Here is a 12,873-nt window from a genome sequence, read left to right on the forward strand (position 1 = left end):
TGCTCGGGGGCCGTCCCCTTGTCGGTCCGCGCGCGGGAGCGCGGGAGGTGGCTCGCGGTCAGATGAGGTCGCGGCGCACGGCCCAGACCACGGCCTCGATCGGCGTCGAGACGTCGAGGGTCGAGCAGACGGTACGCAGGCGTCGCCGCACCGTCCGCTCCGACAGCAGCAGCCGCCGGCCGACCGCCTCGACGGTCAGCCCCTGCGCCACCAGCCCGAGGAGGACGAGGTCCTCCCGGTCGAGCGGCCCCGCGGAACCGGTACGTCGACCGTGTCCGCTGCGAACCATCGTTCCCCCCGTCCCCCGCATCTGCCGTTACCCCCTCGGAAGCAGCCGCTGGAGCTGCGTGACGTGGCTCGGTTCCAGCTCGTCGAGGCTGCTGACGCCGAGCAGGCGCATCGTGCGTTCGACCTGGGCGGTGAGGATCTCGATCGTCCGGTCGACACCGGGCCGCCCGCCCGCCATCAGGCCGTACAGGTAGGCCCGGCCGATCAGCGTGAAGTTCGCACCGAGCGCGATCGCCGCGACGATGTCGGCGCCCGACATGATTCCCGTGTCGAGGTGGATCTCGGTGGCGTCGCCGACCTCGCGGGCCACGTCCGGCAGCAGGTGGAACGGCACCGGCGCCCGGTCGAGCTGACGGCCGCCGTGGTTGGAGAGGACGATCGCGTCGACGCCCATCTCCGCGAGGCGCGAGGCGTCCTCGACGCTCTGGACGCCCTTGACGACGAGCTTGCCCTTCCACTGCTCCTTGATCCACGCCAGGTCGGCGTAGTCGACCGTCGGGTCGAACATCGTGTCGAGGAGCTCGGCGACCGTGCCCGACCAGCGGTCGAGCGACGCGAAGGCGAGCGGCTCGGTCGTGAGGAAGTTGATCCACCAGGCCGGCCGCGGGATCGCGTTGATGACCGTCCGCGGCGTCAGGGTCGGCGGGATCGTCATGCCGTTGCGGGTGTCGCGCAGCCGCGCCCCGGCCACGGGCACGTCGACCGTCACGACGAGCGCCTCGAAGCCGGCGGCCGCCGCGCGCTCGACCAGCGCCATCGAGCGGTCGCGGTCCTTCCACATGTAGAGCTGGAACCAGTTGCGGCCCGTCGGGTTCGCCGCCCGCACGTCCTCGATGGACGCGGTGCCCATCGTCGACAGCGCGAACGGGATGCCTGCGGCGCCGGCCGCGGACGCACCGGCGTACTCGCCCTCGGTCTGCATCATGCGGGTGAACCCGGTGGGCGCGATCCCGAACGGCAGCGCCGAGCGCGAGCCGAGGACCTGGCGCGAGGTGTCGACCTTGGACACGTCGCGCAGGATCCGCGGGTGGAACGTCACGTCCTGGAACGCCTGGCGGGCGCGCGCCAGCGACAGCTCCTCCTCGGCGGCGCCGTCGGTGTAGTCGAAGGCGGGCCGCGGGGTGCGGCGCTTGGCGATCGCCCGCAGGTCCTCGATCGTGAGTGCCGACGCGAGGCGGCGCTTGCGGGGGCTGAGGACCGGCTTCTTGAACTTGAGCAGCGGTCCGAGGTCGCGGGGACGGGGTACGCGTCGATCCATCACGAAACCTTTCCGAAGGGGCGAGGGAGGTAGTGCTGCTGGTCCAGCGTGCGCCCTACGAGAGCGCGGAGCGCATCCAGGTCCCCCGAGACGGCCCCCAGCGTCCGCGCCTGGACGAGCGCGTTGCCGAGGGCGGTCGCCTCCACCGGACCGGCGAGGACCTCGAGGCCCGAGCGGTCCGCGGTGAGCTGGCACAGCAGGGTGTTGAGCGCGCCGCCGCCGACGACCTGGATCCGGCGGATGCGGCGCCCCGCGAGCTCCGCCGCCCGGTGCACCGTGGTGGCGAACGCGTCGGCGAGGCTCTCCAGGATCGCCCGCGTGGTCTCGGCGCGGTCGGCCGGCGGCCGCACGCCGTGCTCGGCGGCGTATGCGCGGATCCGCGCGGGGACGTCGCCCGGCGGGAGGAACCGTGGGTCGTCGACGTCGAACAGCATCGGCGTCTCGACCTCTGCGGCGGACGCGAGCAGCGCCGTGAGGTCGAGCGACCGCCCGTCCTCACGCTCCCACGTGCGCACCGACTCGCTGAGGAGCCAGAGGCCCATGACGTTGTGGAGGAACCGGACGCGCCCGTCCACGCCGCCCTCGTTCGTGAAGCCCGCACGCCGGGCCTCGTCGTCGAGGACCGGCCGCTCGAGCTCGAGCCCGGCGAGGCCCCAGGTCCCGCAGGAGACGTAGGCGTCCTCAGGGCCGAGGACCGTCCCGGCGATCGCCGACGCCGTGTCGTGCGAGCCGACCGTGGTCACGGTCAGGTCGTGCCCGCCGAGCTCCTCGCGGACGTGCGGGAGCAGGCCGCCGAGCGTCGCGCCGGACGGCACCAGCGGCGGCAGGAGGTCCGGCGGGATGCCGACCGTCTTGGCGAGCTCGGTGTCCCACGTCGAGGTCGTGACGTCGAGCAGGCCGGTCGTCGAGGCGTTCGTGACCTCGGCCCCGACGTGCCCGCCCAGCCAGTGCCCGATCAGGTCCGGCACGAGCAGCATCGTGTCGGCGCGCTCGAGGTGGGCGCCGTCGGCGACCAGCTGGAAGACCGTGTTGAACGGCAGGTGCTGGAGCCCGTTGCGGGCGTACAGCGCCGCCGGGTCCACCATCGCGTGCACCGTCTCCACGGCGGCCGCGTTGCGGGAGTCGCGGTAGTGGAACGGCGTCGAGACCATCCGGGCCTCGCGCATCAGCGCGTAGTCGACCGCCCAGCTGTCCACCGCCACCCCGGCGAGGTCGGGGGTGGAGCGTACGGCGAGCCGCAGGCCGTCGACGATCTCGCGGAAGAGCCCGACGACGTCCCAGTGCAGGCCGTCGGTCAGGCGCACGGGCGTGTTGGCGAAGCGGTGCACGACGTCGAGCCGTGCACCCGCCGCGCCGACCTCGGCGACCACCACGCGTCCGCTGGTGGCGCCGAGGTCGACCGCTGCGACCCGGATGGGCTCAGACATGCACCGACCTACCGCAGGAACGCGGCGGCGACGCCCGCGTCGACGGGGATGTGCAGCCCGGTCGTGTGGCTCAGCTCCGCGCTGCAGAGGACGAAGACCGCGTTGGCGATGTTCGACGGCAGCACCTCGCGCTTGAGGATGGTGCGCTGCGCGTAGAACTTGCCCAGGTCCTTCTCCTCCACGCCGTAGACCGCGGCGCGGTTGGCGCCCCACCCGCTGGCGAAGATCCCGGAGCCCTGGACGACGCCGTCGGGGTTCACGCCGTTGACCTTGATGCCGTGCTCGCCCAGCTCGGCGGCGAGGAGCCGCACCTGGTGGGCCTGGTCGGCCTTGGCCGCACCGTACGCGACGTTGTTCGGACCGGCGAAGATCGAGTTCTTCGAGGAGATGTAGACGATGTCGCCGCCCATCTCCTGCTCGATCATCACCTTCGCGGTCGCCTTGGAGACGAGGAACGAGCCCTTCGCCATCACGTCGTGCTGGAGGTCCCAGTCCTTCTCGGTGGTCTCGAGCAGCGAGCGCGAGAGCGAGAGGCCGGCGTTGTTGACGACGAGGTCGACACCACCGAAGGCCAGCACCGCGGCGTCGACCATGGCCTGGACGGCGTCGGCGTCCGAGACGTCCACGTGGACGCCGACGGCGACGTCGGTGGAGCCGATCTCGGCCGCGGCCGCCTCTGCGTTCTCCAGGGAGAGGTCGGCGATGACGACGCAGGCGCCCTCGGCGGCGAGCTTCTCCACCGTGGCCTTGCCGATGCCGGACGCGGCTCCGGTGACGAGCGCGACGCGGGTGGCGAGCGGCTTCGGCTTCGGCATCCGCTGGAGCTTGGCCTCCTCCAGCGCCCAGTACTCGATGCGGAACTTCTCCGACTCGTCGATCGGCGCGTAGGTCGAGAGGCCCTCGGCACCACGCATCACGTTGATCGCGTTGACGTAGAACTCGCCGGCCACGCGCGCGGTCTGCTTGTCCTTGCCGAAGCTGAACATGCCGACGCCCGGCACGAGGACGATGAGCGGGTCCGCGCCGCGGATCGCGGGGCTCTCCGGGGTCGCGTGGCGGTCGTAGTAGGCCTGGTAGTCCTCGCGGTAGGAGACCGCGAGCTCCTTCAGGCGGGAGATCGAGTCCTCGACCGACGCGTCCGCGGGCAGGTCGAGCACGAGCGGCTTGACCTTGGTGCGCAGGAAGTGGTCGGGGCAGGACGTGCCGAGCTCCGCGAGCCGCGGGTGCTCGGCGTGACCGAGGAAGTCCAGCACGACGTCGGCGTCGGTGAAGTGACCCACCATCGGCCGGTCCTGCGAGGCGATGCCGCGGATCGTCGGCGCCAGCGCGGCAGCCTTCGTCCGTCGCTCGGCCTCGGGCAGGGCGCCGTACCCGTCGAGGGCCGGGCCGAACGGCTCGGCCTTGCTGTGCTCCTCGATGTACGCCGCTGCGGTGCGGATGATCCAGAGCGAGTTCTGCTCCGCCTCCTCCGACGTGTCGCCCCACGCGGTGATGCCGTGGCCGCCCAGGATGCAGCCGATCGCCTGCGGGTTCTTCTCCTTGATCTCGGCGATGTCGAGACCGAGCTGGAAGCCGGGGCGACGCCACGGGACCCAGACGACCTTGTCGCCGAAGATCGTGCCGGTCAGCTGCTCGCCGTCGGCGGCGGTCGCGATCGCGATGCCCGAGTCGGGGTGCAGGTGGTCGACGTGCGCGGCGTCGACGAGCCCGTGCATCGCGGTGTCGATCGACGGCGCGGCGCCGCCCTTGCCGTGCAGGCAGTAGTCGAACGCGGCGACCATCTCGTCCTCGCGGTCCACGCCCGGGTAGACGTCGACGAGCGCGCGCATGCGGTCGAGGCGGAGGACGGCGAGGCCGGACTCCTTCAGCGTGCCGAGGTCTCCGCCGGAGCCCTTCACCCAGAGCAGCTCGACGGCCTCGCCCGTGACGGGGTCGGTCTCCGTGCCCTTGGCCGACGTGTTGCCGCCGGCGTAGTTCGTGTTGCGCGGGTCGGCGCCGAGGCGGTTCGAGCGCTCGATCAGGGCTTGTGCGGTCGCATTGGTGTGCGTGGTCATCGTGTTCAGCTCCATCCGGCCTGGGTCCCGCCGACCCGCTCGGCCTCGATCTGTTCCTGGTACCCGCTGGCGAGGTAGGCCTGCATCGGGTTCCCCGGCAGGCCGCGCTCCTCCCGCCACGCGGCGAGGTCGCCCCGCACGTCGGTGTAGAAGGCGTCCATGAAGATCTCGTTGGCGAGGAGGACGTCACCGTCGGCCTGGGCCGCGCTCAGCGCCGCCGTGTCGACGAGCAGCGCGCGGGCCGTCATCTCCTGCACGTTGAGCACCGAGCGGATCTGCCCGGGGATCTTCTTCTCGATGTTGTGGCACTGGTCGAGCATGAACGCCGTGTCGCCGTCCTTGCCGTACCCGCCTCCGCGGATCACCTCGAAGACGATCCGGAACAGCTGGAACGGGTCGGCCGCGCCCACGATCAGGTCGTCGTCGGCGTAGAAGCGCGAGTTGAAGTCGAACGACCCCAGCTTCCCCAGGCGCAGCAGCTGCGCGACGATGAACTCGATGTTCGTGCCGGGGGCGTGGTGCCCGGTGTCGAGGCACACCACGGCCTTGTCGCCGAGGGCCTTCACCTGGGTGTACGCGGTCCCCCAGTCCGGGACGTCCGTGTGGTAGAACGCCGGCTCGAAGAACTTGTACTCGAGGACGAGGCGCTGCTCGTCGGAGATCCGCTCGTAGATCGTGGCGAGCGACTCCGCGAGGCGGTCCTGACGACCGCGCAGGTCGCCCTGGCCCGGGTAGTTCGTGCCCTCGGCGAGCCAGATCTTGAGGTCGCGCGAGCCGGTCGCGTTCATGACGTCGATGCACTCGAAGTGGTGGTCGATCGCCTTCTGACGGATCTTCGCGTCGGTGTGGGTCAGGGCGCCGAGCTTGTAGTCGTCGTCCTGGAAGGTGTTGCTGTTGATCGTGCCGAGCCCGATCCCCTGGTCCTCGGCGAAGCGGCGCAGCGCGCCGAAGTCGTCGACGTGGTCCCACGGGATGTGCAGGGCGACGCGGGGCGCGAGCCCGGTGAAGCGGTGGACCGTCGCGGCGTCGGCGATCTTCTCCTCGGGCGTACGAGGCGTGCCGGGCGACCCGAAGACCTTGAAGCGCGTGCCGGAGTTGCCGTAGGCCCACGAAGGAACCTCGATCTCCTGCTCCAGGAGCCGCGACGCGATGTCAGCGAAGTTCGTCATGTCAGTTGCTCTCTCCTCGCGCACGGGTCTCGTGCGCGGTCGTCTGTGCCGTCGAGGTCCCGGCCGCCTCACGGTGGGCGGCCAGCTGGTCCTCGAGGTGGAAGATCTCCTCCAGCTCGAGGAACCCTTCGTCGGGCGCTCCGTCGAGGTCCTCGAAGAGCTCGGCCATCTCGGCCTGCCAACGCCGGTTGACGTCGGTGACGGCCATCCGGGCCTGGATGTCCTTGAGCGGGTCGGCCTCGAGCGATGCGGGCTCGAGATAGCCGATCAGCAGTCCGTCGGGGCGGAGGAACAGCGAGTAGTTGTGCCAGCCTGCTGCGTGCAGGGCCTCGAGCATCTCCGGCCACACCTCGGCGTGGCGGCGGCGGTACTCGTCGATCCGGTCGGGCCGGACCTGCAGCTGGAAGCAGACGCGACGCATCGTTCCTCCAAGGGTTTGGGAGTGGTCCCCGGCCACCCCAGGCCGCAGGGGCGGCCGGGGACCACGTCGTGGTGCCGGGCGGGTGGCCCGGCGAGCTCCGGCCCTCGGGGTGTGAGGTGCCGTGCTCGGTGTGGGGCGACTTCTCAGAGACGGTCAGGTCTCAGCAGAGACGGTCAGGTCTCAGAAGTGGAAGTCGTCGATGTTGTCCTTGTTGAACTCGAGCGGGTCGCCCAGGACGACGACGCCGTCGGCACCGACGGTGTAGTCGCCGAGCTTGCCGGCCTTGAAGGTGTCGCCTTCCTTGCCCTCGATGTCGCCCTCGATGAGCGCCTTCGCGGCGAAGGCGGTCAGGTAGCCGAGGTCCTCGGGGCTCCACAGCGCGAACGAGCCGACCGTGCCGTCCTTGACGTACTCGCGCATCTGGTCGGGCGTGCCCAGGCCGGTCAGCGCGACCTTGCCCTTGTACTGCGAGTCCGACAGGTAGCGTGCCGCGGCGGCGATGCCGACCGTGGTCGGGGAGATGATGCCCTTGAGGTCAGGGTGCTTCTGCAGGAGGGCGGCGGTCTTGTCGAACGACGTCTGGTCGTCGTCGTCGCCGTAGACCGTCTCGACCAGCTCGATGTTCGGGTGGTTGGCCTTGAGGTCCTCCTCCATGAGCTTGATCCACTCGTTCTGGTTCGTCGCGTTCGCCGACGCCGAGAGGATCGCGATCTTGCCGGAGTCACCGATCGCCTTCGCGATGAGCTCGACCTGCTTGGTCGCGATGCCGTTGGCGTCGGCCTGGCTCACGAACAGGTCGCGGTACTCCGGGTTGGTGTCGGAGTCGAAGGTGACGACCTTGGTGCCCGCGTCGCGCGCCTCCTGGAGCGCGTCACCGATGGCCTCGGGGTCGTTGGCCGACACGGCGATCGCGCCGACGCCCTGCTGGGTCAGCGTGTTGATGTAGCTGACCTGGGAGTCGGGGGTCGCCTCGGACGGACCGACCTCCTTGAAGGTGCCGCCGAACTCCTCGACGGCCGCCTCGCCGCCGGTGGAGGAGGCGTCGAAGTAGGGGTTGCCGAGGTTCTTCGGGAGGAAGGTCACCGACAGGTCGCCGCCGCCGCTGCCGCCGTCGCCGCCCTCGTCGTCGCTCCCGCCGCAGGCCGCGAGCACCAGGCTCAGGCCGAGCACAGCGGCGACGGCCGGGACGAACCGTGCGAGGCCGCGTCGCCTCGTGGTTGGTGTGGTCATCGGTCTTCTCTCTCTCGCTCGCCGACCGGTCCGTCCGTGTCGGTCTTGTTGTTGCCGGGCTGTGTGGTGAGGGGTTGAGGCTCGGGGGCGCCACGCCGTCGTCGCTTGCTGCTGATCCAGCCGAGGACGCTCGAGCCCACGACGGAGACGACCAGCAGGAGGCCGGTGACGATGTTGATGACGTCGGCGGTCTGGTCGGCCAGGCGCAGCGCGCTGCCGATAGCCCCGATGAGGAGCACGCCGGCGATCACGCCGGGGAGTGCACCACGTCCGCCGAAGATGGAGACGCCGCCGAGAAGGACCGCGGCGATGACCTGCAGCTCCATGCCGTTCGCGTTGTCGCCGCGAGCGCTGCCGTACCGGAGCGTGTAGTAGATGCCCGCGAGCGCGGACACGACACCGGTCAGGACGAAGAGCAGCAGCTTGGTGCGCTCGACGCGGATGCCGGAGAAGCGGGCGGCGCCCTCGCTCAGGCCGATCGCGTACACGCCGCGACCGAACGCGGTGAAGTGGAGCAGCACGATGAAGACGATCGCGAGCACCGCGAACGGGATCATGATCGACGGGATGTCGGACTCGCCGATGCGGCCGCGGGCCCAGTCGGTCCAGCCGTCCGGGAAGTCCGTGATCGCCTTCGTGCCGAGCAGGCCGACCGCGATGCCGCGGTAGAGCGCGAGCGTACCGATGGTGACCGCCAGCGACGGCAGGCCGACCACCGTGACGAGGAAGCCGTTGAACGCCCCGCACACGACGCCGACGAGGAGCGCGGCCACCGCGGCCAGCACGACCGGCGTGCCCTTGTCGTACAGGACGCCGAACGAGACGCTCGCCAGCGCGACGGTGCTCGCCACCGACAGGTCGATCTCGCCGGTGATGATGACCAGCGTCATCGGGAGCGCGATCAGGAGGATCGGCGCGACGTCGAGCAGCAGGTAGGTGATGGTGATCGGCCGGTCGAAGAACGGCACGGTCGCCGAGGCGTACAGGTAGACGACGACCAGGGCCGCCCACACCGCGACGTCGCGGCTGAAGAGGATCCGCTGCCACAGCGGGCGCTGGTGGTCGCGGTAGGTCCGCGCACGCGACTGCGTGGGGGTGTCGGAGGGGTGGATCAGGCTGGTCATGCGGCGTCCCTCTCTGCCAGCAGCTTCTTGTGCTGTCGCTCGCTGAGGACCTTGTCCAGCACGATCGCGACGATGATGAGCAGGCCGACGACCGCGCGCTGCCAGAAGTCCTGGATGCCGAGGATCGGGAGGCCACGGTTGATCGTCATCAGGAGGTACGCGCCGACGGCCGCACCGAAGACGGTGCCGCTGCCGCCGAAGATCGCGACGCCGCCGATCACCGCGGCGCCGACCGCCTCGAGCTCGATGCCGAGCCCGGCGCCGGAGCTGATCGTGCCGTAGCGGGAGACGTACATGACGCCGGCCAGACCGGCCAGGCCGCCGGACACCGCGAACGCGACCAGCGTGCGCTTGGTCTTGTTGAGGCCGTAGAGCGTCGCGGCGTCGGGGTCGGAGCCGATCGCGTACATCTCGCGGCCGCTGCGCAGCCGGCCCATCGCGTACGCGGCGATGCCGAGGACGATGAAGGAGATCCAGGCGAGCGACGGGATCCACAGGATCGACGACGTGCCGAAGGAGAGCAGGTCGCGCGGGATGTCGGAGGCGTTGATCCGGTCCGAGCCGGCCCAGGACATCATGATCCCGCGGTAGACGTAGAGCGTGCCCAGCGTGATCACCAGGGCGGGCACCTTCGCGAAGGCGACCAGTGCACCGTTGACCAGGCCGAGGACGACGCCGAGCAGGATGCCGAGCAGCACCACGACGACGATCGGCAGGCCGGTGTCGACGAAGAGCCGCCCGGTCGCGTACGCGACGAGCCCGAGGATCGAGCCGACCGACAGGTCGACGTTGCGGGTGATGATGACGATCGCCTGGCCGACCGCGAGGACGACGAGGATCGCCGGGGTCAGCCAGAGGTCGCGCCACCCGTCCTTGCTGAACAGGAACGACGGGTTGATCGCCGTGGTGACCGCGAGGACGGCCAGGAAGGCGAGGACGATGCCGGTCTCGCGGGCCTGGAGGACCTTGCGGACCCGGGCGCCGGTGCTGGGCGGCGGAGGCGGCGCCGCGGTGGTCGCGGACGGTGCTGCGGTAGTCATGCGGACGCTCCTTGGTTGTTCGTCGACGCGGCGTCGCTGGCCGCCGCGGCGGTGTTCGTCGCCGCAGCCGTGTTCGTCGCCGCAAACATGACGGCCTCGGGGGTCGCCTCGTCGCGGGTGAGCTCGGCGGTGATCCGGCCCTCGTGGACGACGACGACCCGGTCGGCCATCCCCAGCACCTCGGGGAGCTCCGACGAGATCATCACGACGCCCATGCCTTCACCGGCGAGGGCGGAGAGGAGCCGGTGCACCTCGGCCTTGGTGCCGACGTCGATGCCGCGGGTCGGCTCGTCGACGATCAGGACGTCGGGCTTCGTGCTGAGCCACTTCGCGAGCACGACCTTCTGCTGGTTGCCGCCGCTGAGCGTGCCGGCGAGCGTGTCGAGCGTCGCCGTCTTGACCTCCAGGCGCGAGGCCCAGTCGCGTGCCGTGGCGTTCTCGGCACCGGACGAGAGCAGCCCGCCCTTCGACAGGCGACGGCGGATCGCCATCGTGATGTTGCGGGTGATCGTCGAGTCGAGGACCAGGCCGTGCTTGCGACGGTCCTCGGGGACGAGCGCGAGGCCCAGGCGGATCGCGGCCGCCGGGTCGTTCGGAGGCACGACCTTGCCGGCCACCTTGACGGTGCCGGCGTCGTACGGGTCGACGCCGAACGCGGCCTGCATGATCTCGCTGCGGCCGGCCCCGACGAGCCCGGCGAGCCCGACGATCTCGCCGCGACGGACCTGGAGGTCGACGTCGTGGAAGAGGCCGGCGCGGCTGAGGCCCTCGATCTCGAGGACGACGTCACCGATCGCCGCCTCCTGCTTGGGGAAGAGGTCGCCGACGTCGCGGCCGACCAGGCGGCGGACGACGTCGTCGACGGTCACGTCGGCGATCGCGTCGGTCGAGACGTACGACCCGTCGCGCATCACGGTGATCGTGTCGCAGAGGCTGAAGACCTCGTCGAAGCGGTGGGAGATGAAGACCAGCGCGCGGCCCTCGTCGCGCAGCGCGCGGGCGATCGTCATCAGGCGCTCGACCTCGACGCCGCTCAGGGCGGCGGTCGGCTCGTCCATGATCAGGACGCGCGCGTCGAGCGAGATGGCCTTGGCGATCTCGATGATCTGCTGGTCGGCGATCGAGAGGCCGTCCGCCGGACGCTCCGGGTCGATCGCGACGCCGAGGCGGGCGAAGAGCGCCCGGGCCTCGGTGTCCATCGCCTTGCGGTCGATGCGGCCGAAGCGCGAGCGGGGCTGGCGGCCCATGAAGATGTTCTCGGTGACGCTCAGGTCCGGGAAGAGCGTGGGCTCCTGGTAGATCACCGCGATGCCCGCGTCCTTGGCGTCTGCCGTCGTGCGGAAGTCGACCGGCTCGCCGAACAGCTCGTACGAGCCGGAGTCGGGACGGTACAGACCCGCGATGATCTTGACCATCGTGGACTTGCCCGCGCCGTTCTCGCCGACCAGCGCGTGGATCGACCCCGTCGTGACCGTGAGGCTGCCCGAACGCAGGGCGACCACCTGTCCGAAGGTCTTCGAGACGTCGCGCAGAGCGAGCGCGACCGTCCCGTTGGCGGCTGTGGCCATCGACTTCCTCACCGACTTCCGTACGCGTGGCCGAGGGGCTAGCGTGTTTGAATCGTTTCAATTAACGTGGCGTTCACAAGGTATATGAGGTGGCTCACAGGGTCAAGAGCGACTTTGAAACGATTCAGTGGCAGACTTCAGCCACCGCGCCGGACCTGGCCCGAATGTGCGGCAGACTGCGACAGACGTGCGACAGTCCCTGTGACGAAACCTCGACGAACCCGCGAGCAAGGAGAAGCCGTGGCCGAGCCCTCAACGACGCCACCCCCGGCGGCGAGCCTGCGCGACGTCGCGGCCCTGGCGGGCGTGTCTGTCGGCACCGTCTCGAACGTGCTCAACCACCCGGCGAAGGTCTCCGCGCAGACCGCGGAGCGGGTGTTCGCCGCGATCCGCGACCTCGGCTTCGTCCGCAACGAGGCCGCGCGCCAGCTCCGTCAAGGCCACAGCCGGTCCGTCGGACTCATCGTGCTCGACATCCGCAACCCGTTCTTCACCGACGTCGCCCAAGGCGTCGAGGACGAGGTGACCGCGCGGTCACGCAGCGTGCTGCTGGCCAACTGCGCCGAGGACGCCGCACGCGAGAGCGCCTACCTCGACCTGTTCGAGGAGCAGCGCGTCGACGGCATCCTCATCTCGCCGGTCGGCGACGTCCTCGACCGGCTCGACCGGCTGCGCGCCCGCGGCATGGCGGTCATCCTCGTCGACCGCCTGGCGTCGACGGAGTCGTACAGCTCGGTCTCGGTCGACGACGTGCGCGGAGGGCGCCTCGCGGTCGAGCACCTCCTCGCGATCGGGCGGCGCCGCATCACCTTCGTCGGCGCGTCCACCGACATCGAGCAGGTCCGCGACCGTCTGGCCGGAGCACGGGAGGCGGTCGCCGAGGTCCCGGACGCCACGCTGGAGTACCGCGAGATCTCCGGCATGCACGTCGAGCCGGCCCTGGCCGAGGGCGCGCGGATCGTCGCGCTCCCCGCCGCCGAGCGGCCCGACGCGGTGTTCGCCGCCAACGACCTCATCGCGATGGGGATGCTGCAGGCGTTCACGCTCGGCGGCCTGCGGCTGCCCGACGACGTCGCGCTGATCGGCTACGACGACATCGACTACGCGGCGTCGGCGGCGATCCCGCTGTCGTCGATCCGCCAGCCGTCGCGAGAGATGGGCCGCCGGGCCGCAGAGCTGCTCCTCGCCGAGGTCGAGGCCGGAGGTCGCGGAGAGCGTCAGCACATCGTGTTCGAGCCCGAGCTCGTCGCCCGCGCGTCCACCCTCGGCTGACGCCCCCGTCCCCCGCCCCGCC

General features: G+C 70.6%; 11 protein-coding genes. 1 reads left to right on the forward strand and 10 read right to left on the reverse strand.

Going from position 1 to position 12,873, the window contains the following annotated elements; genetic code table 11:
* Nucleotides 1-58: 58 nt before the first annotated feature.
* The 10 genes from ACQSSQ_RS15600 to ACQSSQ_RS15645 form a co-directional block, all read right to left on the reverse strand.
* A complete protein-coding gene (locus ACQSSQ_RS15600; protein WP_431328030.1) occupies nucleotides 59-289 on the reverse strand; it encodes a LuxR C-terminal-related transcriptional regulator in 231 nt (76 codons plus the stop codon).
* A 27-nt stretch (nucleotides 290-316) separates the two neighbouring features.
* Complete coding sequence (locus tag ACQSSQ_RS15605; protein ID WP_431328031.1) at nucleotides 317-1,546, reverse strand: alpha-hydroxy acid oxidase; 1,230 nt, start codon at nucleotides 1,544-1,546, stop codon at nucleotides 317-319.
* A complete protein-coding gene (locus ACQSSQ_RS15610; RefSeq protein ID WP_431328032.1) occupies nucleotides 1,546-2,973 on the reverse strand; it encodes a rhamnulokinase in 1,428 nt (475 codons plus the stop codon). The genes ACQSSQ_RS15605 and ACQSSQ_RS15610 overlap by 1 nt, the downstream gene beginning before the upstream one ends.
* Before the next feature lie 8 nt (nucleotides 2,974-2,981).
* Entirely contained in the window at nucleotides 2,982-5,027 is a 2,046-nt protein-coding gene (locus tag ACQSSQ_RS15615) for a bifunctional aldolase/short-chain dehydrogenase (protein ID WP_431328033.1), read from the reverse strand.
* 5 nt (nucleotides 5,028-5,032) lie between these two features.
* Nucleotides 5,033-6,196 carry an L-rhamnose isomerase gene (gene rhaI, locus ACQSSQ_RS15620; protein WP_431328034.1) on the reverse strand — a complete coding sequence of 388 codons (1,164 nt, stop codon included), beginning with the start codon at nucleotides 6,194-6,196 and terminating at the stop codon, nucleotides 5,033-5,035.
* Between the two features lies 1 nt (nucleotide 6,197).
* Complete coding sequence (locus ACQSSQ_RS15625) at nucleotides 6,198-6,617, reverse strand: L-rhamnose mutarotase (RefSeq protein WP_431328035.1); 420 nt, start codon at nucleotides 6,615-6,617, stop codon at nucleotides 6,198-6,200.
* Between the two features lie 180 nt (nucleotides 6,618-6,797).
* Complete coding sequence (gene rhaS, locus ACQSSQ_RS15630) at nucleotides 6,798-7,847, reverse strand: rhamnose ABC transporter substrate-binding protein (protein WP_431328036.1); 1,050 nt, start codon at nucleotides 7,845-7,847, stop codon at nucleotides 6,798-6,800.
* Nucleotides 7,844-8,971: an ABC transporter permease gene (locus tag ACQSSQ_RS15635; protein WP_431328037.1), complete on the reverse strand. Its 1,128-nt coding sequence runs from the start codon at nucleotides 8,969-8,971 to the stop codon at nucleotides 7,844-7,846. The genes rhaS and ACQSSQ_RS15635 overlap by 4 nt, the downstream gene beginning before the upstream one ends.
* A complete protein-coding gene (locus ACQSSQ_RS15640) occupies nucleotides 8,968-10,011 on the reverse strand; it encodes an ABC transporter permease (RefSeq protein WP_431328038.1) in 1,044 nt (347 codons plus the stop codon). The genes ACQSSQ_RS15635 and ACQSSQ_RS15640 overlap by 4 nt, the downstream gene beginning before the upstream one ends.
* A complete protein-coding gene (locus ACQSSQ_RS15645) occupies nucleotides 10,008-11,579 on the reverse strand; it encodes a sugar ABC transporter ATP-binding protein (protein WP_431328039.1) in 1,572 nt (523 codons plus the stop codon). Before ACQSSQ_RS15645 ends, ACQSSQ_RS15640 begins: the two co-directional genes overlap by 4 nt.
* A gap of 240 nt (nucleotides 11,580-11,819) precedes the next feature.
* Here ACQSSQ_RS15645 and ACQSSQ_RS15650 point away from each other — a divergent pair, with 240 nt between their 5' ends.
* A complete protein-coding gene (locus ACQSSQ_RS15650; RefSeq protein ID WP_431328040.1) occupies nucleotides 11,820-12,851 on the forward strand; it encodes a LacI family DNA-binding transcriptional regulator in 1,032 nt (343 codons plus the stop codon).
* Nucleotides 12,852-12,873: the final 22 nt, after the last annotated feature.

The sequence above is a fragment of the Mumia spirodelae genome (assembly GCF_050632745.1).
GTDB lineage: Bacteria > Actinomycetota > Actinomycetes > Propionibacteriales > Nocardioidaceae > Mumia.